Annotated in this window: 26 protein-coding genes, 1 tRNA gene and 1 riboswitch; of the genes, 19 read left to right on the forward strand and 8 right to left on the reverse strand. The window is 69.9% G+C overall.

The genetic code is table 11. The annotated features are described in order from the left end of the window. Nucleotides 1–61 precede the first annotated feature (61 nt). From ACFY3I_RS18240 to ACFY3I_RS18265, 6 genes are all read left to right on the forward strand, one after another. A complete protein-coding gene (locus tag ACFY3I_RS18240; protein ID WP_390861457.1) occupies nt 62–484 on the forward strand; it encodes a Mov34/MPN/PAD-1 family protein in 423 nt (140 codons plus the stop codon). A gap of 105 nt (nt 485–589) precedes the next feature. Then, a complete protein-coding gene (locus ACFY3I_RS18245; protein WP_350784557.1) occupies nt 590–685 on the forward strand; it encodes a putative leader peptide in 96 nt (31 codons plus the stop codon). A gap of 84 nt (nt 686–769) precedes the next feature. Further along, a complete protein-coding gene (locus tag ACFY3I_RS18250) occupies nt 770–1,048 on the forward strand; it encodes a MoaD/ThiS family protein (RefSeq protein ID WP_365293194.1) in 279 nt (92 codons plus the stop codon). 7 nt (nt 1,049–1,055) lie between these two features. Then, the gene (locus ACFY3I_RS18255) at nt 1,056–2,006 is read left to right on the forward strand and encodes a cysteine synthase (protein WP_365293192.1); all 951 of its coding nucleotides are present in this window, start codon (nt 1,056–1,058) and stop codon (nt 2,004–2,006) included. A gap of 249 nt (nt 2,007–2,255) precedes the next feature. Beyond that, complete coding sequence (locus ACFY3I_RS18260) at nt 2,256–4,316, forward strand: putative Ig domain-containing protein (protein ID WP_390861458.1); 2,061 nt, start codon at nt 2,256–2,258, stop codon at nt 4,314–4,316. A gap of 123 nt (nt 4,317–4,439) precedes the next feature. Beyond that, nucleotides 4,440–4,928 carry a hypothetical protein gene (locus tag ACFY3I_RS18265; RefSeq protein ID WP_390861459.1) on the forward strand — a complete coding sequence of 163 codons (489 nt, stop codon included), beginning with the start codon at nt 4,440–4,442 and terminating at the stop codon, nt 4,926–4,928. Nucleotides 4,929–4,931: 3 nt separating this feature from the next. Here ACFY3I_RS18265 and ACFY3I_RS18270 read toward each other — a convergent pair whose 3' ends face one another. Next, complete coding sequence (locus ACFY3I_RS18270; protein ID WP_365293188.1) at nt 4,932–5,390, reverse strand: type II toxin-antitoxin system PemK/MazF family toxin; 459 nt, start codon at nt 5,388–5,390, stop codon at nt 4,932–4,934. A 239-nt stretch (nt 5,391–5,629) separates the two neighbouring features. On the opposite strand from ACFY3I_RS18270, the gene ACFY3I_RS18275 reads away from it, so the two are divergent. Next, a complete protein-coding gene (locus tag ACFY3I_RS18275; RefSeq protein ID WP_365293186.1) occupies nt 5,630–6,382 on the forward strand; it encodes an MBL fold metallo-hydrolase in 753 nt (250 codons plus the stop codon). Nucleotides 6,383–6,487: 105 nt separating this feature from the next. Here ACFY3I_RS18275 and ACFY3I_RS18280 read toward each other — a convergent pair whose 3' ends face one another. Both ACFY3I_RS18280 and ACFY3I_RS18285 read right to left on the reverse strand, forming a co-directional pair. Then, on the reverse strand, nt 6,488–7,738 hold the full coding sequence (locus ACFY3I_RS18280) for a PTS transporter subunit EIIC (protein ID WP_390861460.1): 1,251 nt from the start codon (nt 7,736–7,738) through the stop codon (nt 6,488–6,490). 134 nt (nt 7,739–7,872) lie between these two features. After that, nucleotides 7,873–9,171: a PTS transporter subunit EIIC gene (locus ACFY3I_RS18285; RefSeq protein WP_390861461.1), complete on the reverse strand. Its 1,299-nt coding sequence runs from the start codon at nt 9,169–9,171 to the stop codon at nt 7,873–7,875. Between the two features lie 189 nt (nt 9,172–9,360). Here ACFY3I_RS18285 and ACFY3I_RS18290 point away from each other — a divergent pair, with 189 nt between their 5' ends. The 4 genes from ACFY3I_RS18290 to rdgB all read left to right on the forward strand — a co-directional run bounded on the left by ACFY3I_RS18290 (nt 9,361) and on the right by rdgB (nt 11,592). Beyond that, the gene (locus tag ACFY3I_RS18290; RefSeq protein ID WP_071372245.1) at nt 9,361–9,594 is read left to right on the forward strand and encodes a glucose PTS transporter subunit EIIB; all 234 of its coding nucleotides are present in this window, start codon (nt 9,361–9,363) and stop codon (nt 9,592–9,594) included. Nucleotides 9,595–9,670: 76 nt separating this feature from the next. Further along, on the forward strand, nt 9,671–10,408 hold the full coding sequence (gene rph / locus ACFY3I_RS18295) for a ribonuclease PH (protein WP_365293180.1): 738 nt from the start codon (nt 9,671–9,673) through the stop codon (nt 10,406–10,408). A gap of 143 nt (nt 10,409–10,551) precedes the next feature. Further along, a complete protein-coding gene (locus ACFY3I_RS18300) occupies nt 10,552–10,953 on the forward strand; it encodes a hypothetical protein (protein ID WP_365293178.1) in 402 nt (133 codons plus the stop codon). Nucleotides 10,954–10,986: 33 nt separating this feature from the next. After that, entirely contained in the window at nt 10,987–11,592 is a 606-nt protein-coding gene (gene rdgB, locus ACFY3I_RS18305; RefSeq protein ID WP_390861462.1) for an RdgB/HAM1 family non-canonical purine NTP pyrophosphatase, read from the forward strand. Nucleotides 11,593–11,636: 44 nt separating this feature from the next. On the opposite strand, the gene ACFY3I_RS18310 is transcribed toward rdgB, so the two are convergent. The 3 genes from ACFY3I_RS18310 to bcp form a co-directional block, all read right to left on the reverse strand. Continuing rightward, nucleotides 11,637–11,721: transfer RNA gene (locus ACFY3I_RS18310), tRNA-Leu, on the reverse strand. Between the two features lie 53 nt (nt 11,722–11,774). Next, nucleotides 11,775–12,776 (reverse strand): HNH endonuclease, encoded by a 1,002-nt coding sequence (locus ACFY3I_RS18315; protein ID WP_390861463.1) that lies wholly within the window; start codon nt 12,774–12,776, stop codon nt 11,775–11,777. A 148-nt stretch (nt 12,777–12,924) separates the two neighbouring features. Then, nucleotides 12,925–13,392 carry a thioredoxin-dependent thiol peroxidase gene (bcp, locus tag ACFY3I_RS18320; protein WP_390861464.1) on the reverse strand — a complete coding sequence of 156 codons (468 nt, stop codon included), beginning with the start codon at nt 13,390–13,392 and terminating at the stop codon, nt 12,925–12,927. A 96-nt stretch (nt 13,393–13,488) separates the two neighbouring features. On the opposite strand from bcp, the gene ACFY3I_RS18325 reads away from it, so the two are divergent. The 3 genes from ACFY3I_RS18325 (at nt 13,489) to sugE (ending at nt 14,673) form a co-directional block, all read left to right on the forward strand. Continuing rightward, the gene (locus ACFY3I_RS18325) at nt 13,489–13,818 is read left to right on the forward strand and encodes a DUF3618 domain-containing protein (RefSeq protein WP_365293171.1); all 330 of its coding nucleotides are present in this window, start codon (nt 13,489–13,491) and stop codon (nt 13,816–13,818) included. A 72-nt stretch (nt 13,819–13,890) separates the two neighbouring features. Further along, nucleotides 13,891–14,193, forward strand: coding sequence for a co-chaperone GroES (locus tag ACFY3I_RS18330; protein WP_076089203.1), 303 nt, complete (start codon nt 13,891–13,893; stop codon nt 14,191–14,193). A gap of 53 nt (nt 14,194–14,246) precedes the next feature. Continuing rightward, nucleotides 14,247–14,320: riboswitch (guanidine-III (ykkC-III) riboswitch) on the forward strand. Between the two features lie 32 nt (nt 14,321–14,352). After that, nucleotides 14,353–14,673, forward strand: coding sequence for a quaternary ammonium compound efflux SMR transporter SugE (gene sugE, locus ACFY3I_RS18335; RefSeq protein ID WP_390861465.1), 321 nt, complete (start codon nt 14,353–14,355; stop codon nt 14,671–14,673). A 27-nt stretch (nt 14,674–14,700) separates the two neighbouring features. Here the strand turns inward: sugE and ACFY3I_RS18340 are convergent, their stop codons facing one another. Continuing rightward, entirely contained in the window at nt 14,701–17,127 is a 2,427-nt protein-coding gene (locus ACFY3I_RS18340; protein ID WP_390861466.1) for a transglycosylase domain-containing protein, read from the reverse strand. A gap of 278 nt (nt 17,128–17,405) precedes the next feature. Between ACFY3I_RS18340 and ACFY3I_RS18345 the strand changes: the two genes are divergently transcribed. The 4 genes from ACFY3I_RS18345 to ACFY3I_RS18360 all read left to right on the forward strand — a co-directional run bounded on the left by ACFY3I_RS18345 (nt 17,406) and on the right by ACFY3I_RS18360 (nt 20,859). Continuing rightward, nucleotides 17,406–18,206 (forward strand): ABC-2 family transporter protein, encoded by an 801-nt coding sequence (locus ACFY3I_RS18345; RefSeq protein ID WP_365293165.1) that lies wholly within the window; start codon nt 17,406–17,408, stop codon nt 18,204–18,206. A gap of 79 nt (nt 18,207–18,285) precedes the next feature. Then, a complete protein-coding gene (locus ACFY3I_RS18350) occupies nt 18,286–19,050 on the forward strand; it encodes an ABC transporter permease (RefSeq protein WP_390861771.1) in 765 nt (254 codons plus the stop codon). Nucleotides 19,051–19,083: 33 nt separating this feature from the next. Next, entirely contained in the window at nt 19,084–20,100 is a 1,017-nt protein-coding gene (locus ACFY3I_RS18355; protein WP_390861467.1) for an ATP-binding cassette domain-containing protein, read from the forward strand. A 9-nt stretch (nt 20,101–20,109) separates the two neighbouring features. Next, nucleotides 20,110–20,859 (forward strand): DUF1707 domain-containing protein, encoded by a 750-nt coding sequence (locus tag ACFY3I_RS18360; RefSeq protein ID WP_390861468.1) that lies wholly within the window; start codon nt 20,110–20,112, stop codon nt 20,857–20,859. A gap of 85 nt (nt 20,860–20,944) precedes the next feature. On the opposite strand, the gene ACFY3I_RS18365 is transcribed toward ACFY3I_RS18360, so the two are convergent. Then, nucleotides 20,945–22,282: an SGNH/GDSL hydrolase family protein gene (locus tag ACFY3I_RS18365; protein WP_390861469.1), complete on the reverse strand. Its 1,338-nt coding sequence runs from the start codon at nt 22,280–22,282 to the stop codon at nt 20,945–20,947. Nucleotides 22,283–22,568: 286 nt separating this feature from the next. On the opposite strand from ACFY3I_RS18365, the gene ACFY3I_RS18370 reads away from it, so the two are divergent. Continuing rightward, entirely contained in the window at nt 22,569–23,831 is a 1,263-nt protein-coding gene (locus ACFY3I_RS18370) for a DUF445 domain-containing protein (RefSeq protein WP_365293218.1), read from the forward strand. Nucleotides 23,832–23,864: the final 33 nt, after the last annotated feature.

Raw genomic sequence — 23,864 nt, forward strand, 5'->3', positions numbered from 1 at the left:
CATATGGGCCGTCCCGTACCAGCCTTCGGTACGGGGCGGCCCTCTGCTTATCCTGGCGGACATGCTGACCATCACCCAGGCACTCGTCGACCGGATCGTCGCCCACGCGCGCAAGGACCACCCCGACGAGGCGTGCGGCGTCGTGGCGGGAGCGGCCGGCTCGGACCGCCCCGAGCGGTTCGTCCCGATGCTGAACGCGGCGATGTCCCCGACGTTCTACGAGTTCGACTCCGGCGACCTCCTCAAGCTCTACCGCGAGATGGACGACCGCGACGAGGAGCCGGTGGTCATCTACCACTCCCACACGGCGACCGAGGCGTACCCGTCCCGGACGGACATCAGCTACGCGAACGAGCCCGGCGCCCACTACGTCCTGGTCTCGACGGCCGACACCGACGGCGGCGGCGACTTCCAGTTCCGGTCCTTCCGCATCGTCGACGGCGAGGTCGCGGAGGAGGAGATCACCACGGTGGACGCCTACTGACCACGCGTCCCGCCCCTGACAGGTCATCTCATCCTGTGGTCGAAAAGTGTCCGTACTCCGAGATCACACTCCAGAACCCGCACCGGGAATCGATACGATGACCCCATGGTTCTGAACGACGTGGGCGACAAGGCGCGGGGCACCCTGCTCGTGGCGCGGCTGCACGTCGACCTGTGCAGGCTGAACAGCGCCATCTGTTGACGTCCGCTGCCGCCGCACCGCCGTGAGCCGCGGCGTGCCGCCGTGCGCCCACCCACCCAGACTTTCCGACAGGAGCCCTGAGCCATGGCCATCGAGGTCCGCATCCCGACCATCCTCCGCCAGTACACCGACGGCCAGAAGGCGGTGGAGGGCAGCGGTGAGACCCTCGCCGACCTCCTGAACGACCTGGAGACCCGGCACACCGGCATCCACGCCCGCATCGTGGACGACGGCAAGCTGCGCCGCTTCGTCAACGTGTACCTGAACGACGAGGACGTCCGCTTCGTCGACGGCATCGAGACCAAGCTGACCGACGGCGACACCGTCACCATCCTGCCGGCGGTCGCCGGCGGCATGGCCTGAGATCGGCATGCGCTACGACTCCCCGTCGGCCGCGGTCGGCAACACCCCCCTGGTGCGTCTGCCGCGGCTCTCGCCGTCCGCCGACGTCCGGGTCTGGGCCAAGCTGGAGGACCGCAACCCGACCGGCTCGGTCAAGGACCGTCCCGCCCTGCACATGATCGAGCAGGCGGAGAAGGACGGGAGGCTCACCCCCGGCTGCACCATCCTGGAGCCGACCTCGGGCAACACCGGCATCTCGCTGGCGATGGCGGCGAAGCTCAAGGGCTACCGCATGGTCTGCGTGATGCCCGAGAACACCTCGCGGGAGCGCCGGGACCTGCTGGGCATGTGGGGCGCGGAGATCATCTCTAGCCCGGCGGCCGGCGGTTCCAACACCGCCGTGCGGGTGGCCAAGGAGATCGCCGCCGAGCACCCGGACTGGGTGATGCTCTACCAGTACGGCAACCCGGACAACGCGGGGGCGCACTACGCGACGACCGGTCCGGAGATCCTCGCCGACCTCCCCTCCGTCACGCACTTCGTCGCCGGTCTCGGCACCACGGGCACGCTGATGGGCGTCGGCCGTTACCTGCGCGAGCAGAAGCCGGACGTGCGGATCGTCGCCGCCGAACCCCGGTACGACGACCTCGTGTACGGGCTCAGGAACCTCGACGAGGGGTTCGTGCCCGAGCTCTACGACGCCTCCGTCCTCACCACCCGCTACTCGGTGGGCTCGGCGGACGCCGTCACCCGGACCCGTGAACTCCTGCAGCAGGAGGGCATCTTTGCGGGCATCTCCACCGGCGCCGCGCTGCACGCCGCGATCGGTGTCGGGAAGAAGGCCGTCCAGGCGGGCGAGAGCGCGGACATCGTGTTCGTCGTCGCCGACGGCGGCTGGAAGTACCTGTCGACCGGGGTCTACACGGCCGCCACCACCGAGGAAGCCATCGCGACCCTCCAGGGTCAGCTCTGGGCATAGCAGTCATCATGCACGCGCCAACCCCCTCCTATGAGGGGGCTAAGCGCTGTCCATGCCGGAGCAAAGATCTTCCTCCGGGGGTGACCGGCCCGCGCCGAACCCGGCTAGCTTCTCCTCCGTCCTGTTCATGCCATGCATGTCGGCATCCCAGGGTGTTCGAAGTGTCATGCTCATGACTGCGCGCACTCTGCCGCCGCTACGCGCGTCACGGGCCTGCCTTGTAACCCCACCGATGGAGGCAGTACCCCCATGCGTGAATCACGACGGAGCCTGCGAAGACTCCTGGCCGTAGCCTTCCCCGCCCTCGCCCTCGCCGTCTCCGGATTCGTCGCGGCACCAGGCGCCGGGGCCGCCCAGCCCACGGCCGCGGCACCCCACGCCACCACCAAGGCCACCCAGAACGCCAAGGCCCTCACCGACCCCGCCCGCCAGGCCGTGCACGGCACCGGCAAGGCCGGCCAGAGGGTGCCCACCCAGCACCTGTGCGCCACCGCCACCAAGGCCGGCCAGGCCTCCTGCTTCGCGCAGCGCCGGACCGACATCAAGCAGCAGCTGGCCTCCGCGCTCGCCGCCGCCCCCTCCGGCCTGAGCCCCTCGAACCTGCACAGCGCCTACAACCTGCCCTCGACGGGCGGCTCCGGCCTGACGGTCGCGGTGGTCGACGCCTACAACGACCCCAACGCCGCCTCGGACCTGGCCACTTACCGCTCGCAGTTCGGCCTGTCGGCCTGCACCAAGGCCAACGGCTGCTTCAAGCAGGTCAGTCAGACCGGTTCGACCACCTCGCTGCCCACGAACGACTCCGGCTGGGCCGGCGAGGAAGCGCTCGACATCGACATGGTCAGCGCGGTCTGCCCGAACTGCAACATCATCCTCGTCGAGGCCAACTCGGCCAACGACACCGACCTCGGCACCGCCGAGAACGAGGCCGTCGCCCTCGGCGCCAAGTTCGTCTCCAACAGCTGGGGCGGCTCCGAGTCCTCCTCCCAGACCGGCGAGGACACCTCGTACTTCAAGCACCCCGGCGTGGCGATCACCGTCTCCGCCGGTGACGAGGACTACGGCGCCGAGTACCCGGCGACCTCCCAGTACGTGACCGCGGTCGGCGGCACCGCGCTGTCCACCTCGTCCAACTCCCGCGGCTGGACCGAGTCCGTGTGGAAGACCAGCTCCTCCGAGGGCACCGGCTCCGGCTGCTCCGCCTACGACGCCAAGCCGAGCTGGCAGACCGACACCGGCTGCACCAAGCGCATGGAGTCCGACGTCTCCGCGGTCGCCGACCCGGCCACCGGCGTGGCGGTCTACGACACCTACGGCGGCTCCGGCTGGGCCGTCTACGGCGGCACCAGCGCCTCCTCGCCGATCATCGCCGGCGTCTACGCCCTCGCGGGCACCCCGGGCTCCGCCGACTACCCGGCGAAGTACCCGTACTCCCACACCGGCAACCTGTACGACGTCACCAGCGGCAACAACGGCTCCTGCTCGACGTCGTACTTCTGCACCGCCCGGGCGGGCTACGACGGCCCGACCGGCTGGGGAACCCCCAACGGCACCACGGCCTTCACCGCCGGCACCAGCACCGGCAACACGGTGACCGTCACCAACCCCGGCAGCCAGTCCACCGCCACCGGTGGCTCGGTCAGCCTCCAGATCTCGGCGACCGACAGCGCGGGCGCGGCCCTCACCTACAGCGCGACCGGTCTGCCCACCGGCCTGTCGATCAGCGGCTCCGGCCTGATCTCCGGCACGGCGTCCACCGCGGGCACCTACCAGGTCACCGTGACGGCCCAGGACTCCACCGGCGCCACCGGTTCGGCGTCGTTCGGCTGGACCGTCAGCACCGGCGGGGGCGGCACCTGCACCTCGGCCCAGCTGCTCGGCAACCCGGGCTTCGAGTCGGGCAACACCACCTGGACCGCCTCCAGCGGCGTCATCACCAACGACACCGGCGAGGCGGCGCACGCCGGCTCCTACAAGGCCTGGCTCGACGGCTACGGCTCCACCCACACCGACACGCTCTCCCAGTCGGTGACGATCCCGGCCGGCTGCAAGGCCACCTTCACCTTCTACCTGCACGTCGACACCGCCGAGACCACCACCAGCAGCCAGTACGACAAGCTGACGGTCACCGCCGGTTCGACCACCCTGGCCACCTACTCGAACCTCAACAAGGCCACCGGGTACGCCCAGAAGTCCTTCGACCTCTCCTCGTACGCGGGCTCCACCGTCACCCTGAAGTTCAGCGGCGCGGAGGACTCCTCCCTGCAGACCAGCTTCGTCGTCGACGACACCGCCGTCACGACCGGCTGACCCCGCCTCCCGCGTGACCGGATCCCGCCCCCGGAAGCCGTCCGGGTGCGGGATCCGTATGTCCCGGGGATACGTCACACCGGGGACAAGGGTTCCGTTCCCCGACGGAAAGGCGGACACCCCATGCGCCGTACGACGGTCCACCGCACCTCGCTCGCCGCGGCCACCCTCCTCCTGCTGGCGGGCTGCGGCTCGCAGAGCGGGAACACCGACCGGGGCAGCGGCGCGCTGTCCCCCTCACCGTCCCCCTCCGCACCGGCCGGCAGCCCCGGCCCGAGCGGCCCCTCGGGCAGCTGCACCCCCCTGACCTCGGAACTCACCGCCGCCGACCACGGCACGGTCTGTGTGGCGGTCGGCGGTCAGGTCCGGCTCACCCTCGACGGCACCCGGCAACGCCCCTGGAAGGCGGTCACCGCGAGCGGCGACGCGCTGCGGGCGGGCAACGCCGGGATCGTGCTCCAGCCCGGGGACGCCTCCGCCGCCTACACCGCCGTGGCACCGGGCACCGTCACCCTCACCTCGTCCCGTCCGCTGTGCGCCGAGCCCACGACCCCGGGCGGGGTCTCCTGCAAGGCCGTCCAGGAGTGGCAGGTCACCGTCAGGGTGAAGTGACCCTCAGGGGGCCAGATGCCGGACCTGGTCCCACAGCACCGGGTCGACCACGCCCACCCGGCGCCGGAACTCCCACACCGAGACCTCGCGCAGCTCGTCCGTCTCCAGGAAACTCGGCCGGCCCCGGGCGTCCCCGACCGAGCCCGGCGGCAGCGGGATCACACCGGCCCGCTCGTCGTGGTACTTGCTGGTGATCTTGGCGACGGTCGCCCGGTCGCCGCGCACCGCCAGCACCAGGCAGGGCCGGTCCTTGGCGCCAGGGCCGTCCTCGTAGGGCACGTTGGCCCACCAGATGTCCCCCGGACGGGGCCGGCCGGTCTGCGTCCGGGTGTCCCCGGGATGCCCCGGCGGGCGGGTGCGGTGCCCGCGAGGACGGTGGCCCCGGCCCCATCCGTCCACGAGCGTGGCGACCAGCGCCAGCAGGACGACTGCCGCGAGCGCGAGCCACCATGACGTGTCCATACGACGACGTTACCGGCGCGAGATATTCAATGCGCGCCCTTACGCGATCCTTGTGCGCCCCTAGTCCAGCCGAACCGGTGACAGCACAGGTGAGTTCGCCCACAACGGCCCCTGGCGGAGGAGCGACCCGCCCTTTTGCGCCTTACGCTCGACAAACCGCACGACCCTGCTCACCTCTCTGTTCTCCGACTCCAGTTCCCGGTTGTTCCGGGTGTTCCGCCCACGGAGGTTTCTGCTTCATGAAGCTCACCGTCGTCGGCTGCTCGGGGTCGTTCCCGTCCGCGGAATCGGCCTGCTCGAGCTACCTCGTCGAGGCCGACGGCTACCGGCTGCTCCTCGACATGGGCAACGGCGCCCTTGGCGAGTTGCAGCGCCACTGCGGTCTCTACGACCTCGACGCGATCTTCCTGAGCCATCTGCACGCCGACCACTGCATCGACATGTGCGCCTACTTCGTGGCGCGCTACTACCGCCACGACGGCGGCCCGTGCCCCCCGATCCCGGTCTACGGTCCCGAGGGCACCGAGCACCGTCTCACCACGGCGTACGCCGACACCCCCACCGCCTCCTCGATGAGCGAGGTCTTCGACTTCCACACGGTCAAGCCGTCCACGTTCGAACTCGGCCCGTTCACGGTCCACGTCGAGCGGGTCCGGCATCCGGTGGAGGCGTACGGCGTCCGCGTCGAGCACGAGGGCAAGTCCCTGACGTACTCGGGCGACACGGGTGTCACGGAGGCGCTCGAATCGCTGGCCCGGGACACCGACCTCTTCCTGTGCGAGGCGGCCTTCACGCACGGCAAGGAGAACATCCCGGACCTCCACCTCAACGGCCGCGAGGCCGGCGAGACCGCCGCCCGCGCCGGTGCGCGCCGGCTGGTCCTCACGCACATCCCGCCGTGGACCGATCCCGACGTGAACCTCGCGCACGCCCGCGAGGTGTTCGACGGGCCGGTGGACCTGGCGGCGCCGCGCGTCGTCTACGAGATCTGACCCGCCGTACGACGTCGCACCACGGAGTTCAGGGCCGTTGGTACGACAAAGGCCCCCCGCAGCCGCCGGGCTGCGGGGGGCCTCGTCATGACAAGGCCGGACGACTCACGCCTTCGTGAGGTCCTCGACCTCCTCCTCGGGCTCGCGGCCCGGGGTGGGGAGGTTGAACTTGATGATCGCGAACCGGAAGACGAAGTAGTAGATCGCTCCGAAGACCAGGCCGATCGGAATGATCAGCCAGGGCTTGGTCGCCAGGTTCCAGTTGAGCCCGTAGTCGATCACACCTGCGGAGAAGGTGAAGCCCGCATGTACCCCGAGCGCCCAGGTGATCGCCATGGACAGGGCCGTCAGCACCGCGTGGATCACGTACAGCAGCGGGGCGATGAACATGAAGGTGAACTCGATCGGCTCGGTGACACCGGTCACGAACGAGGTCAGTGCCATCGACATCATCATGCCCATCACGGCCGCGCGGCGCTCCGGGCGGGCGGTGTGCGCGATGGCGAGGGCGGCGGCCGGCAGGCCGAACATCATGATGGGGAAGAAGCCGGACATGAACTGTCCGGCCGTCGGGTCACCGGCGAAGAAGCGGGTGAGGTCACCGTGGACGATCTGGCCCGAGGCGTCCTTGAAGTCACCGATCTGGAACCAGGAGACGGTGTTCACGAACTGGTGCATGCCGACCGGGATCAGCGCGCGGTTGATCAGACCGAACAGACCGGCACCGAAGGCGCCGAGGCCGGTGATCCACTCGCCGAAGTCGGAGATGCCGTCACCGATCGGCTTCCAGATCAGGCCGAAGAAGACACCCATGACGGTGCCGACGAAGGCCATGATGATCGGGACGAGTCGGCGGCCGTTGAAGAAGCCGAGCCAGTCGACCAGCTTGGTCCGATGGAAGCGCTGCCAGACCACCGCACCGAGCAGACCCATGATCAGGCCGCCGAGCACACCGGGGTTGTTGTAGGTAGCCGCTATGTCGGCACCGGCCTGGACCTTCGCCTCGGTGACCGGGAACGCCTTCAGGACGTTGGCGTAGACGAGGAAGCCGACGAGGGCTGCCAGCGCGGTGGAGCCGTCCGACTTCTTGGCGAAGCCGATCGCGACACCGATGCAGAACAGCATCGGGAGATTGTCGAAGATCGCGCCACCCGCCGTTGCGAACACCGCGGTGACCTTGTCGGGCAGGTGCAGCTTGTCGTGGATGTCCTGCTGACCGAAACGGAGCAGCAGGCCAGCCGCCGGGAGCACGGCGATCGGGAGCTGAAGGCTGCGGCCGACTTTCTGCAGGCCTTGGAACAGCCCGGATCCCCGCTTCTTTGCGGGGGCCGCCGCGGGCACGGTGGCGGTGCTCATAGACTTCCTCCATCGGTGGTGGTCTACACCACTGAGTGGTGTAGACCTGTTGTACACGATGGGGGCGTTATAAGGAACCCGTCAATTCCGCAACAGAAGAATCACGCTTTGTACGCCGTCCGGTGACCCCGCGGCTAACCCTTGGTGACGTCCTCCACCTCGTCCTCCGGCTCCCGGCCCGGCGTCTTCAGATCGAACCGCGTGATGGCGAACCGGAAGACCACGTAGTAGACCACCGCGAAGCACAGCCCGATCGGCACGATCGCCCACGGCCTCGTCGCCAGGTTCCAGTTGATGACGTAGTCGATCAGCCCCGCCGAGAAGCTGAACCCGTCGTGCACCCCGAGCCCCCACGTCACCGCCATCGACACCCCCGTCAGCAGCGCGTGCACCGCGTACAGCAGCGGGGCGATGAAAAGGAACGAGTACTCCAGCGGCTCCGTGATCCCCGTGACGAACGACGTCAGCGCCACCGACAGCATCAGACCGCCGATCTCCTTGCGCCGGTGCGGCTTCGCACAGTGCGTGATCGCCAGCGCCGCCGCCGGCAGCGCGAACATCATGATCGGGAAGAACCCCGACGTGAACTGACCCGCGTCCGGATCACCCGCCAGGAACATGTTGATGTCACCGTGCACCGTCAGGCCGTCCGGCGTCGTGTAACTGCCGAACTGGAACCAGATGGGCACGTTCAGGAACTGGTGCAGCCCGATCACCAGCAACGCCCGGTTCGCGACCCCGAACACCCCCGCGCCCCAGGCACCCGCCTCCCGCAGCCAGTGGCTGAAACTCTCCAGCCCGTCACCGACCGGCGGCCACACCCACAGACACACCACCGCGAAGACGATCGCCACGAACGACATGATGATCGGCACCAGCCGCCGCCCGTTGAAGAAACCCAGCCAGTCCACCAGCCTCGTACGGTGGAAACGGGCCCAGAAATACGCGGTCAGCAGCCCCATCGCGATCCCCCCGAACACCCCGGGGTTCTGGAAGGTGAACGTCGACACCGAACCGTCGCGCACCTGGCAGCCGACCCCCGGCAGCAACCTCGAACCGCCCGGACAGTCCTCCGGGAACTGGTGCAGCACCCCGTAATAGACGAGGAACCCCGCCACCGCCGCCAGCGCCGTCGACCCGTCCGCCTTCTTCGCCATCCCGATCGCGACGCCCACGCAGAACAGCAACGGCAGCCCGGTCGACCCGTCGAGCAACGCGCCGCCCGCGCCCTGCATCACCTTGGAGACATCCGTCCAGCCAAGACCCTGGTCCCCGAAGACGTCCGGCTGCCCCAGCCGGTTGAGGATCCCCGCCGCCGGCAGCACCGCGATCGGCAACTGCAGACTCCGGCCCATCTTCTGCAGCCCCTGGAAGAGAGCGTTCCACCGCTCCCGCCCGGGACTGACCGTGCTCTCGGCGCTCTCGGCACTCATGGGCGCGTCCTCCGGGCCGCTCGGCTCCACCGCAGGGGTTTGGCGACCGCCCGTCCGCTGGTGTAGACCAGTTGGCGACGGTTCCGCCGCAGTGCTCGCCATCATTCGGCAGGCGCGGCACGGCCGCTCGAAAAGTTGGGCCAACTGTGGGTTACTGCGACAAAGCGGTTCGGATCAGGGAGAAGGAACATGGCCAGCAAGGCTGAGAAGATCGTCGCCGGCCTCGGCGGAATCGACAACATCGACGAGATCGAAGGCTGCATCACCCGCCTGCGCACCGAGGTCCACGACGCCTCGAAGGTCGACGACGCCGCCCTGAAGGCCGCCGGAGCCCACGGCGTCGTCAAGATGGGCACCGCCATCCAGGTCGTCATCGGCACCGACGCCGACCCGATCGCCGCGGAGATCGAAGACATGATGTGAGCCTCCCGGCTCACCCGAAGGGGCTCCTCCCTCCTGGGGACGAGCCCCTTCTGCCACTCCCGATAGGCTCACGGCCATGTCTCGAATCGACGGCCGCACCCCCGAACAACTCCGCCCGGTCACCATCGAACGCGGCTGGAGCAAGCACGCCGAGGGCTCCGTCCTCGTCTCCTTCGGCGACACCAAGGTCTTCTGCACCGCCTCCGTCACCGAAGGCGTCCCCCGCTGGCGCAAGGGCAGCGGCGAGGGCTGGGTCACCGCCGAGTACGCCATGCTGCCCCGCGCCACCAACACCCGCGGCGACCGCGAGTCCGTCAAGGGCAAGATCGGCGGCCGCACCCACGAGATCTCCCGCCTCATCGGCCGCTCCCTGCGCGCGGTCATCGACTACAAGGCCCTCGGCGAGAACACCGTCGTCCTCGACTGCGACGTCCTCCAGGCCGACGGCGGCACCCGCACCGCCGCGATCACCGGGGCGTACGTCGCCCTCGCCGACGCCGTCACCTGGGCGAAGGAACGCAAACTCGTCAAGGCCGGCCGCCAGCCCCTGACCGGCACCGTCTCCGCCGTCTCCGTCGGCATCGTCGGCAAGGTCCCGCTCCTCGACCTCTGCTACGAGGAGGACGTCCGGGCCGAGACCGATATGAACGTCGTCTGCACCGGCGACGGCCGCTTCGTCGAGGTCCAGGGCACCGCCGAGGCCGAACCCTTCGCCCGCGACGAACTCGACGCCCTCCTCGACCTCGCCGTCGCCGGCTGCAACGACCTCGCCACCATCCAGCGTGCCGCCCTCGAAGCGACCCTCACCCGCTAGAACCGCAAAGTAAAGGGAACCCAAAAAGCCGAGGTACGGCAGGGCAACCAGAGCGGGCGGCCCCGCGTCCCCATAGGTACGGGCGCACGGCGTGAAAAACCGTGCGCCCGGCCAGTCGTATCCAACGGGAGGGGAACACCGTCATGGCCGCCAGCCGACGCCGAGGCCGCAGCACCGCCATCGCCGCCGTGGCCGCGACCACCGCACTCGCCGCCGCCCTGCTCACCGGCTGCGACGCCGTGGACAAGGCACTGGACTGCGTCCAGACCGCCGACTCCATCGCCGACAGCGTCACCGACCTCCAGCAGGCCGTGGAGAACGCGGCGGACGACCCCACCCGCGCCGACACCTCCCTCGACGCCATCCAGAGCAACCTGCGCAAGATCGGCGACAGGACGGACGACACCGACGTCAACAAGGCGGTCGACGACCTCGACAAGGCCGTCGACAACGTCCGCACCGCCATCAGGAACGGCGACTCCACCCCCGACGTCGCCCCGGTCACCGACGCCGCCGGCGAACTGACCAAGGTCTGCACGCCGTAACCGCCGCACCCGGGCCTTGGGATACTTCCTCACATGACGACCCGCCTGATCCTCGCCACCCGCAACGCCGGGAAAATCACCGAACTCCACGCGATCCTCGCCGAGGCGGGCCTGCCCCACGAACTCGTGGGCGCCGACGCCTACCCCGACATCCCCGACGTCAAGGAGACGGGCGTCACCTTCGCCGAGAACGCGCTCCTCAAGGCCCACGCCCTGGCCCAGGCGACGGGCCTCCCGGCCGTCGCCGACGACTCCGGCCTGTGCGTCGACGTCCTCAACGGCGCCCCCGGCATCTTCTCCGCCCGCTGGTCCGGCCGCCACGGCGACGACAAGGCCAACCTCGACCTCCTCCTCGCCCAGCTCTCCGACATCGCCGACGAACACCGCGCCGCCCACTTCGCCTGCGCGGCGGCCCTGGCGCTGCCGGACGGCACGGAACGCGTGGTCGAGGGCCACCTGAAGGGCACCCTCCGCCACACCCCGTCCGGCACGAACGGCTTCGGCTACGACCCGATCCTCCAGCCGGAGGGGGAGACGAGGACATGCGCCGAGCTGAGCCCCGAGGAGAAGAACGCGATCAGCCACCGGGGGAAGGCGTTCCGGGGGTTGGTGCCGGTGGTGCGGGAGTTGTTGGGCTGAGAGGCAGCTGAGGGGCCCCCACATTGGGCGCCCCTCGGTGCACGTACGGCCGGTGGGACTCGAACCCACACGGGCTTTCGCCCACTGCGCCCTAAACGCAGCATGTCTGACCAATTCCATCACGGCCGCCCAAAACGGTCATCGTGCTCGACCGGCGGCACTCAGTGTACGGGGCTGTCGGGTCACCCGGCGAGTGGGACTCTGCTCTTCTGGCGACACCACGTCTCCGTCAACGCATGGCAATTGGGGCACAGATATCGAAGGTTCTCCTGGCGGTTGTCCCGCCAGTTGCCGTTGACATGGTCGATCTGCAAGGTGATCGGACGCCCGCGCCATTCACCGGTGTTGCCGCACTCCACACACGCATACGGCACCCCGATCTCGGTCAGAGCTTGGTGAAGTCGGGATCTGTTGGTCCGTCCGGCCTGCTGGGGCAGGATCACCAGCACTCGATGCGCTGTCGTCGGAGGTGTCGGCCGCTCGGGCCGTCCCCAGGATCGGCGAGTGAAGTGGCCGGTGTCGAGACCGAGGCGGGATGCGGCGCGCCGTACGTGTCGGTGGTTGGTGTCGTTGACGTCCATCCCGAGTCCGCGCATGACCTCGGCGTAGCTGGTACAGGTCCGTACCAGTCTGCATAGTTCACCCTCGGGAATCACCGCACGTCGATGTGAGAAGTGGCTGGTGTCGATGAGTTGGGCCGCCAACATGCGACTTAGTGTCGCCCGGGACCGGCTGTCATCGGGAACGCCCAACACGCGAGCCACACCGCGCACACTGATGGCTGTGGCTGCGGCCGCCCGGAGTTCTTCCGAAGTGAATGGCAGATCCAGTTCGGGGCGATCCATACCGGGGAAGTGGCTGATGTCGATGCCTGCGGCGTCAAGGCGACGCCGGATGTGCGAGAGGGTCCCCGTGGCCGGTGTGGCACCCAGCTTTAGCGCCACTTCCCTCAGGGAGGACGAGGATGTGGCGGCTTCCGCGATGGCGGCGTCGGGGTACTTGCGCCATGGGCTGCGCTTGGCGAAGTGGCTTGTATCGAGTTCGTGACGCGTCACGTGCTCCTGCAGCACCCGCCTTTGACCGCCACTCGGATTGAGGCCCAGTCGCCGCATCAGATCGGTCCAGTTGCGTGCTTCGGCGACTTCCGGCGCCAGCCGCTCCCTGGTGTACGCACTCGCTCCCATCGAGCCTCCTCTGTTCCGGCCGCACGTTCGCGGCTCGTACGGAGTAACGAACCGGTTATCGGACAGTCACGCCCGGAGGCCGGAGAGGGGAAAACGGCTCGCACCAGGGTGGATCCCGGTGCGAGCCGTCAGTAGCGGAATGAGGTGCTCAGATGCCCAGGTCCTTGATGATCTTGGCGACGTGGCCGGTGGCGCGGACGTTGTAGAGGGCGCGTTCCACCTTGCCCTGCTCGTCCACGACGACCGTGGAGCGGATGACGCCCATGTACGTCTTGCCGTAGTTCATCTTCTCGCCGTAGGCGCCGTACGCGTCCAGGACCTTCTTGTCGGGGTCGGCGACGAGGGTGACCTTGAGGTTCTCCTTGTCGCGGAATTTGCCGAGTTTCTCCGGCTGGTCGGGGGAGACCCCGATGACGTCGTAGCCGGCGCCGGTCAGCAGGTCGAGGTTGTCCGTGAAGTCGCAGGCCTGCTTCGTGCAGCCGGGCGTCAGTGCCGCCGGGTAGAAGTAGACGATGACCTTGCGGCCCCGGTGGGCGGAGAGGGACACCTCGTTGCCGTCGGCGTCGGGGAGGGTGAAGTCGGGGGCTACGTCCCCGGGCTGGAGTCGCTCGCTCATCGGTCCAGCGTAACGGGGGGTCCTGACAGTGCGGCGGCGGCGGGAACTGACAGACTGTCCAGAACATGCAGCACGGCAGACTTCGGAGGGCCTACGGTGGCGGAGACGTCGGACACCAGAACCCCGGCGCAGATCGAGGCGGACATCAAGCGACGCCGCGATGTGCTGGCCGAGACGCTGGACGAGATCGGGGTGCGGGTGCACCCCGCGACCATCGTCGGCGATGCGAAGGCCAAGGTCGCGGCCAACGTCGATCACACGCTCGGGCGGGCCTACGTCCAGGTCAACCGGGCCGTGAGCGAGGTGCGGGCGCAGTTCGTGGACGAGGACGGCGCGCCGCGTCTGGAGCGTGTGGTGCCTGTCGCGCTGGTCGCCGTGGGCGTGGTCGGTCTGCTCGTGTTCAGTGGCCGGCGGCGCAGGCGCTGAGCGGAAGCGGGTAGGTTCAGAGGCGTGAGCACGAACAGGAACGACACCCATCACGACAAGCTGCCCATCCGGATGCTGCACGACCGGGTGCTGGTCAAGCAGGACACCGGCGAGGGTGAGCGGCGGTCCGGCGGCGGGATCCTGATCCCGGCCACGGCGGCCGTCGGACGCCGGCTGGCCTGGGCCGAGGTGGTCGCGGTGGGGCAGAACGTGCGCACGGTGGAGCCCGGTGACCGGGTGCTGTACGACCCGGAGGACCGTGCCGAGGTCGAGGTGCGCGGGGTGGCCTACGTGCTGATGCGGGAGCGCGATCTGCACGCGGTGGCGGCCGACCGGTTCGAGGGCTCGGAGGATTCGACCGGCCTGTATCTGTGATTCGGTGATCGAAAGGGGCCTGGTGACTGCGGTCACCAGGCCCCTTTGTCGTTCCTTTGCTATGTTCGAAGGTGCCAGCCCGACGAGACGCGCCGTACCGGGACCGTGAAGGCAAAGACGACGCACCCCGTGCAGTGAAACGTCTCGGAGGTGCCTGTCATGGCCTGGGTTCTGCTTGTCGTCGCCGGTCTTCTCGAGGTCGGGTGGTCCGTCGGCATGAAGTACACCGACGGGTTCACGCGTCTCGTTCCCAGCCTGTTCACCGGCGGCGGGATCGTCGCCAGCATGGTGTTGCTCTCGTACGCCGCCCGGACCCTGCCCATCGGTACCGCCTACGGCGTGTGGGTGGGGATCGGGGCGGCCGGGGCGGCGGTGTTCGGGATGCTGGTGCTGGGGGAGTCGGCGACCGCGGCGCGGATCTTCTTCGTGTGCCTGCTGCTGGTCGCGGTGGTGGGGCTCAAGGCGACCGGCGGCCACTGACCGGCCGCCGGTCCCCCTGCCGGTCCGCTACTGGAATCCGAAGCCGCCGCCGTCGCCGCCCAGGGTCGTCCCGGCCGAGGTGGAGCCGTCGGTGGCGCCGTCCGTCGTACCCGTACTGGTGCCGCCGTCGGTGGTGCCGGTGGACGTGCCGGAGTCGGTGCCCGAGGTGGTCGTACCGGAGTCCGTGCCGGAGGTCGTGTCACCGGAGGTGGTGGAGCCGTCGGTGGTGCCCGCGGTGGTGGAGCCGTCCGTGGTGCCGCCGTTGTCCTGGTCGCCGCCGGTGGTGCCGCCGTTGTCCTGGTCGCCGCCCGTGGTGCCGCCGTTGTCCTCGTCGCCGCCGGTGGTGCCCCCGTTGTCCTGGCCGCCGGTGCCCGGGGTGGCCGGGTTCTGGGTGGCGGGGGCGACGGTCTCGGCGCCGGGCTGGAGGTCGAGGTCGAAGGAGGAGGTCGCGACGCCCTTGAGGGCGGCCTTGGTGTACTGCGCCCAGATCTCGGTGGGGGCCCCGCCGCCGTTGATCCGCTGCAGGCCGAGCGCGCCGTACAGCGGCTTGTGGGCCGCGGTGACGGGGTCCTGGCCCATCACGGAGACGACGGTGGCGAGGTCGGGGGTGTAGCCCGCGAACCAGGCGGCGGTGTCCTCCTCGGCGGTGCCGGTCTTGCCGGCGGCCGGGCGGCCTGCGGCCTGGGCGGCGGTGGCGGTGCCGTTGTCGACCACGCTCCGCAGGACGGAGGTGGTGGTGTCGGCGGCCTGCCGGCTGATGGCCTGCCTGGTCGTGGACTTCGGCAGTTCGATCTCCTGCGTGCTGTCCTTGGTGATCTTCTCGACCATCGTGTAGGCGCCGTGTTTGCCGTGGTTGGCGAGCGTGGCGTAGGCCTCCGCCATGTCCAGGACGCTGGCGGTGGCGGTGCCCAGCGCGATGGACGGGTACGGCTGGAGGTCCTTGGTGTCGGAGGGGATGCCCAGGTCGACGGCGGTCTGCTTGACCTTGGAGGGGCCGACGTCGACGGCCATCTGCGCGTACACCGCGTTCACCGACAGGTCGGTGGCCTTGCGGACGGTGATGTCGCCGTAGGACTTCTCGTCCTCGTTCTCCGGGGCGTAGCTGCCGCCGGGCCAGCCCTGGACGGGCCGCTTGTTGGTGCCGTCGTAGTAGGTGTTCGGGCTGATGGTCTGGCCGGACTGGGTGGTGGAGTCGTTGTCGACGGCGGAGGCGAACACGAAGGGCTTGAAGGTGGAGCCGACCTGGAAGTCACCGCGGGTGGCGCCGTTGGTGTACTGCTTCACGTAGTCGATGCCGCCGTAGAGGGCGACGACCTTGCCGGTCTTCGGGTCGACCGAGGCGCCGCCGGCGCGCACGTAGGTGTCGGCCTTGCGGTTCTTCTTGTCCAGCTGGGAGATCAGCTTGTCGTCGACCGCCTTGACGAAGGCGTTCTGCTTGCTCTTCTCGATGGTGGTGGTGATGCGGTAGCCGCCGGCCTCCAGGGAGTCGGCGTCGACGATCTTGTTCTTGATCAGGTAGCTCTTGACGGCCTCGACGAGGTAGCCGCGCTGTCCGGACATGCCGGTGGAGGCGGTCTGCTCCTTGGGCATCGGGAACTTCATGCCGGCCCGGTCGGAGGCGCTGAGCCAGCCCTTCTTGACCATGCCGTCCAGGACGTAGTTCCAGCGGGCGACGGCCGCCGCCTTGTTCTCGGGGTGGGCGACGACGTCGTACTCGCTGGGCGCGTTGACCAGGGCCGCGAGGTAGGCGGCGCGGGCCGGGTCGAGGTCGGTGGCGTCCTTGCCGTAGTAGGCCTGGGCGGCTGCCTGGATGCCGTAGGCGTTGCGGCCGAAGTAGCTGGTGTTGAGGTAGCCCTCGAGGATCTCGTCCTTGGACTCGGAGCGGTCCAGCTTGATCGAGATGAAGAATTCCTTCACCTTTCGGGTGACGGTCTGTTCCTGCGCGAGGTAGTAGTTCTTCACGTACTGCTGGGTGATCGTGGACCCGGACTGGGTGCCCTTGCCGGTCGCGGTGTTCCAGGCGGCGCGCAGCATCGCCTTGGGGTCGACGGCGGACTCGGTGTAGAAGTCGCGGTCCTCGGCGGCGAGCACGGCGTGCTGGGCGTCCTTGGAGACCTGGGCGAGGGTCACGTTCTCCCGGTTGACCTCGCCGTCCCGGGCCAGCTGGGAGCCGTCGGCGTACAGGTACACGTTGGACTGCTTGGTGGCGAACGCGTTGGCCGTCGGGATCTTCACCATCGAGTAGCCGAGGAAGAACAGGCCGATCAGCAGGAGTATGCCGATCACGAAGGTGCCGAGCAGCATGCGCCAGGTGGGGACGATCCGCCGCCATCCGGTCCGCTTGGGCCGCTTCATCTTCTTCTCGCCCCCCTTCGTCTCCTGGACCGCCGCGGGCGGTGCTGTCGGGCCTTCGCCGCTCTGGTTCGGCTGCTGCGGCTGCGGCTCGTCACTCATGGTGTGCGCGGACTCCTGTGCTGCGGTGCGTCGTACGTCCCTGCGGGCGGTACGTCTTCGGCGCAAACGGCGCCTTCGTTACGGGAGGCTACTCATGCCTCCTTTGATGAAGACTGTCCCATCCGTCGTTCAGTTCCCCGGACACGGCACGCGTCGGGTGACGTCGCGCACTACCCTCCCGGGTTCCGGTGCGGGGGCCGGAAAAGGGAAGGCGCGTCGACCCCGGCTCCGCATAGGCTTCGGCGCTTCGGTGTCGACAGGCCGAGGAGGGCTGTGGCGTGGGTACGGGACGGCTGTACGCCGCCGTCGCGGCGGGGGGTTTCCGGCGGTACGCGACCTACCGGGCGGCCACCGCCGCCGGGGTGTTCACCAACACCGCCTTCGGGATCATCCTCGTCTACACGTATCTGGCGCTGTGGGACGAGAAACCGCATCTCGGAGGCTACGACCAGGCGCAGGCGGTCACCTATGTGTGGCTCGGGCAGTGCCTGTACGCGACGCTCGCCATCCAGGGCGGGGGCGTCGAGAAGGACCTGATGGAGCGGATCCGTACGGGTGAGATCGCGATCGACCTGTACCGTCCGGCCGATCTCCAGCTGTGGTGGCTGGCGACGGACCTCGGGCGGTCGATGTTCCAGCTGCTGGGCCGGGGGGTGATCCCGTTCGCCTTCGGCGCGCTGTTCTTCCCGATGGCCCTGCCAAGGGACGCGGCGACCTGGGCGGCCTTCGCGGTCTCCCTGTTCCTCGCCATGCTCGTCAGCTTCGGCATCCGCTACCTGGCCGCGCTCAGCGCGTTCTGGCTGATGGACGGCATGGGCGTCAACCAGGCGCTGATGGTGCTGGGGATCTTCTGCTCGGGGATGACCCTGCCGCTGAACGTCTTCCCGGGCGCCCTCGGCGACGTCGTACGGACCCTGCCGTGGGCGGCGCAGCTGCAGACGCCGGCGGACGTCCTGCTGGGCGAGACCGCTCCGGCGGGCGCGTACGCCTTCCAGGCGGCGTGGGCGGTGGCGCTGCTGGCGGCGGGGCGGCTGATCCAGACGGCGGCGACCCGCCGGGTGGTGGTGCAGGGTGGCTGAGCGGGTCCTGGAGAGCACCGGCCGGCCGCGGGCGTCCCGGCCGGTGGAGGGGGTGCGGGCGTACCGGCTGATCGCCGCGATGTGGATCCGGTCCTCGCTGGCCTACCGCACGTCCTTCGTGCTGACGCTGCTCGGCAACCTGACGGTGACCGGCCTGGACTTCGCCACGATCCTGCTGATGTTCACGCAGGTCGACCGGCTCGGTGGCTGGACCATGCCCGAGGTGGCCTTCCTGTACGGCCTGTCCACGACCGCGTTCGGTCTCGCCGATCTCGCCTTCGGCTCGATGGACGTGCTCGGCGCGCGGATCCGCGACGGCTCCTTCGACACCCTGCTGGTGCGGCCGGCCCCGGTGCTCGCCCAGCTCGGCGCGGACCGCTTCGCGCTGCGCCGCCTCGGCCGGGTGATCCAGGGCGGCCTGGTGCTGGGGTACGCGCTGACCGCCGTGCACGTGGAGTGGACGGCGGCGAAGGTGCTGCTGGTGCCGGTGACCGTGATCAGCGGCGCGGTGATCTTCTGCGCGCTGTTCCTGTTCGGCGCGACCTTCCAGTTCGTGGCGCAGGACGCGGCCGAGGTGCAGAACGCGTTCACCTACGGCGGTACGACGCTGCTCCAGTACCCGCCGACGGTGTTCGGGCGGGACTTCGTGCGCGGGGTGACCTTCCTGCTGCCGCTCGCCTTCGTCAACTGGGTGCCGGCGGCGTACGTGCTGGGGCGGCCGTTTCCGCTGCGGCTGCCGGAGTGGACGGCGTGGGCACCGCCGCTGGTGGCGGTGGTGTGCTGCGCGCTGGCGGGCCTGGCGTGGCGGGTGGGGCTCAGGTCGTATCGGAGCACCGGAAGTTGAACGGGACGCGCGGAGCGGGACGGAGCACGGGAGTTGACGGTGTTCATTGAGGTGGACCGGGTGGAGAAGGTCTTCGACGTGCGGCGCAGGACCGGGTTCCTGAAGCGGGAGCGCCGTCGGGTACGGGCGGTGGACTCGCTCTCCTTCACGGTGGAGCGCGGTGAGATGGTCGGCTACATCGGTCCGAACGGTGCCGGGAAGTCGACGACGATCAAGATGCTGACGGGGATCCTGACGCCGAGCGGAGGCCGGCTGCGGGTCGCGGGCATCGACCCGTCGCGCGAGCGCACGAGGCTGGCCCACCGCATCGGTGTCGTCTTCGGCCAGCGCACCACGCTGTGGTGGGACCTCCCGCTCGTCGACTCCTACCGTCTGATGCACCGCATGTACCGCATCCCCGACGCGCGGTACCGGGAGAACCTGGACCGGCTGGTGGAACTCCTGTCCCTGGAGGACCTGTTGGACGTGCCGGTGCGGCAGCTCTCGCTCGGGCAGCGGATGCGCGGCGACATCGTGGCGGCGCTGCTGCACGACCCGGAGGTGCTGTACCTGGACGAGCCGACGATCGGCCTCGACGTCATCTCCAAGGCCAAGGTCCGGGAGTTCCTGCGGGAGTTGAACACCGAGCGCGGCACCACGGTCCTGCTGACCACCCATGATCTCCAGGACATCGAGCAGTTGTGCTCGCGCGTGATGGTCATCGACCACGGGCGGCTGGTGTACGACGGTCCGCTCACGGGGCTGCACGAGGCGGGGGAGAGCGAACGGACCCTGGTGGTGGACCTGGAGCGGGAGCTGCCGCCGGTCGAGACGGGCGGGGCGGCGCGGGTGGTGAAGGTGGAGGGGCCGCGGCAGTGGCTGGCGTTCCCGGCGTCGGAGTCGGCGGCGCCGCTGGTGGCCCGGATCGCGGCCGAGTACCCCCTGGCCGACCTCTCCGTGCGGGAACCGGACATCGAGACGGTGATCGCGAAGATGCTGCGCACTCCCGAGGCGTCCCGAACCCCGCTGGGGGCGCCCGACGGCATAGTGCCCGGCGACCGGAACTCGTAGTCTGCACTCATGACCGACGATGCCCCGGAGCTGCGCGCCTCCGACGCCGATCGCGAACGAGTCGCCGAGATCCTCAGGGACGCCCTCGCGGAAGGGCGGCTCGACATGGAGGAGTTCGAGGAGCGGCTGGAGGCGACGTACAAGGCCCGTACGTACGGCGAGCTGACGCCGATCACGAGGGACCTGCCGGCCGCCGCGCCGCCCGCGGTGTCCCTGCGCAAGCCCCCGGTGGACAGCGGCGGTTGGGGTGCCCGGATGGTGGGCGGCGACGGCTCGTCCTCCTGGGCGGTGGCCGTGATGTCCGGCTTCCAGCGCAAGGGCCGCTGGACCGCGCCCAAGCGCTTCAACTGCCTCGCGTTCTGGGGCGGCGGCGACATCGACCTGCGCGAGGCGAACTTCGCGGACCACGAGATCGAGATCAACTGCGTGGCGATCATGGGCGGGGTGAGCGTGACCGTACCGCCGGGCGTCGAGGTCGTGATGCGCGGCATCGGCATCATGGGCGGCTTCGACCACCGCGAGGAGGGCACCCCGCCGGACCCGGCCGCGCCGCGGGTCGTCGTGACGGGCTTCGCCTTCTGGGGCGGCGTCCAGGTGGAACACAAGGTCACCAAGGCGGAACGCGAGCGCCTCAAGGAGGCGCGCCGCCAGGAGAAACTGGACCGGCGCTCCGCCCGCCACGAACTCCACGCGGCCCGCCACGAGTGGCGGGAACAACGCCGCGAGGAACGCGACCGCCGACGGCACGGCCACCACTGAACCCCGGCTGGCACACCCCGCCCGGGGGCGCGGGGAACCGCGCGAGCGGCTCCCGTCGGCCCGCGGAGGACCACAGGGCCGTGGATCACAGTTCCGTCGTGCCGGCGCCCTCGAGGTCGGTCAGGGTGAACGTGTCGGCCATGTGCGCGAAGCCGCTGTCGTTCGGGTGGAGGTGGTCGCCGGAGTCGTAGTAGGGGCGGAGGCGGTCCGGTGCGTACGGGTCCCGCAACGCCCTGTCGAAGTCGGCCACCGCGTCGTACACCCGCCCTGCCCGGATCCGCGCGTTGATCTCCTGGCGAACCGTTTCCTTGGCCGGTGACCAGCCCATGTGGCCCTGGAACGGCATCAGTGTCGCCCCCACCACCCTCAGCCCGCGCGCGTGCGCCGCGCGGACCAGCGTGCGCAGCCCCGCGACGACCGCGTCCGGGTCGGCGAGCCGCCGGTTGCGCAGGATGTCGTTTATCCCGAGGTCGATGACGACGACCCGGACGTTCGGACGGGACAGCACGTCACGGTCGAAGCGCCCGACCCCGCTCTCGTTCTCCGCCGGTCGCCCCAGCCCGTCCGCGAGGACCTGGTTGCCGCTGATCCCCTCGTTGACGACGCTGTAGCGCGGCACCCCGGAGCCCCCCGCCACGGCCCGCCGCAGGCGCCCCGCGAGCACGTCCGGCCAGCGCCGGTTCGCCCCCACCGTCGAGGTGATCCCGTCGGTCAGCGAGTCCCCGAACACCACCACCGTGCCGGCGGAGTCGTCGCTCAGCACGTCCAGCGCGGTCAGATACCGCCAGTACGGGGTCTGCCCGGTGTACGCGTCCGCGCCCGCGTCCTGCGTACGGTCGCCGTCCGCGACGTAGGACACCTGACGGGCCCGCGGGTGGTAGGTCACCGGCCCGGACGGCGTCGGGGAGTACGTCGTGACCAGCACGTCCGTGTCCCGCCGCACCCGGATCGCCACCGCGTCGCTGACCGCCTGCCCGCCCGCCGGGATCACGACCGACCCGGAGCCGCCGAAGGTGAGCGGCCGCAGCGTCCCGGCGTCGGCCGCCGCCGTGCCGTGGCCCGCCGCGAGGGCGATGGACGCGTGGGTGACGGTGAGCGCCGACTGGCCGTACAGGTTGGAGAGCGTGATCCGGGCACCGGTGCCGGACGCGGTGGTGTGCACCACGTTGCGCACCGAGCGGCCCGCCAGCCCCCGCGTCTCGGTGCCCGGTTCACCGCCCACCGGTGACGCCGACCAGGCGCCGACCCAGGTGCCGGCGGAGACGGGTGCCGCCGAGACACCGTGGTGGCGGCCGCCGCCGGTGACGGCGGCGCTCCGGGACGTTCCGCCGGCGGCGACGCCGGCGTAGAGGGCGGCGGACAGGGCCACGATCAGCGCGACGACCGCGCTGAGCAGGGCGTAACCGTGGTGACGCCGGGACATGCGTGTTCAGTTCTCCTCGAATGACGGGCAGTGTCCCGCCGCGCGGGCCTGCCGGACTTTTCCGAAGAGCAAGACGGTGGGAACTCCTGTTCCGTTCCAGGAGTAGGTCGGGCAGGGACAATATGTGCGGGATCACCATGAGGGTGGGACCGGCTGCGAACGGGTGGAGCAGATGGCGGAACGTACGCAAACGCCGGACGGCGGCGGTCGGGCCGACGGCCGGGCGGGCGACCGGGCGGGCGGAGGCGCGGACGACGCGGCGGGTGGCACCCCGTCGTACAAGTCCATGAACGCCTTCACGCCCGCCGACGAGGAGCGTCAGCGCGGGGTGCGGCGCATGAAGACCACGGCGACCGGCCTGCTGCTGCTCGTCGCCCTGGTGTACGCCCTGGCCAAGTGGGCGTCCGGCGCGGGCGCCGGCTCCTGGGCGGACTACGTGGCCGCGGCCGCCGAGGCGGGCATGGTCGGCGCGCTCGCCGACTGGTTCGCGGTGACCGCCCTGTTCCGGCACCCGCTCGGCCTGCCCATCCCGCACACCGCGATCATCCCGACGAAGAAGGACCAGCTGGGCGTCTCGCTGGGCGAGTTCGTCGGCGAGAACTTCCTCTCCCGGGACGTCGTACGGCAGCGGCTGCGCGCCGTCGGTATCGCCGGCCGGCTCGGCGCGTGGCTGGCGGAGCCGAAGAACGCCGACCGGGTGACGGCGGAGCTGGCGACCGCCCTGCGCGGCGCCCTGACCGTGCTGCGCGACTCCGACGTGCAGGCCGTGGTCGGCGAGGCGATCACCCGCCGGGCCGACGCCCAGGAGATCGCCCCCGGCATCGGCAAGATGCTGGACCGGGTCGTCGCCGACGGCGGCCACCGCAGGGTCGTGGACCTGGTCGTCGGCAAGGCGCACGACTGGCTGGAACTGCACGCGGACTCCGTGATGGACGCCGTGCAGGGCGGGGCGCCCGGCTGGACACCCCGGTTCGTGGACCGCAAGGTCGGCGAGCGCGTCTACAAGGAGCTGCTGCGCTTCTGCACCGAGATGCGGGACATGCCCTCGCACCCGGCGCGCGGCGCCCTCGACCGCTTCCTGGCCGACTTCGCGAACGACCTCCAGTCCGACACCGACACCCGGGCCCGGGTCGAGCGGCTCAAGGGCGAGGTGCTCGGCCGGGGCGAGGTGCAGGACCTGATCGCGTCCGCCTGGACGGCCGTACGGTCCATGATCGTGTCGGCGGCCGAGGACGAGCGCAGCGAGCTGCGGCTGCGCGTGCGCGCCTCCCTGATCTCCCTGGGCGCCCGGATGGCGAGCGAGACCAGGATCCAGGACAAGGTCGACAGCTGGGTCGAGGGCGCGGCGGTGCACGTCGTGTCCACCTACCGCAAGGAGATCACCTCCCTGATCACCGACACCGTGGCGGGCTGGGACGCCGAGCACACCACCCGGAAGATCGAGGCGCACATCGGGCGTGATCTGCAGTTCATCCGGATCAATGGCACGGTGGTGGGGTCGCTGGCCGGAGTGCTGATCTTCACGGTGTCGCGGGCGCTGGGCGCGTAGGGCGCTTCGACCGCCCGGGGCGGGGCACTCGGC

It is taken from the genome of Streptomyces sp. NPDC001068, assembly GCF_042897315.1.
Lineage (GTDB): Bacteria > Actinomycetota > Actinomycetes > Streptomycetales > Streptomycetaceae > Streptomyces.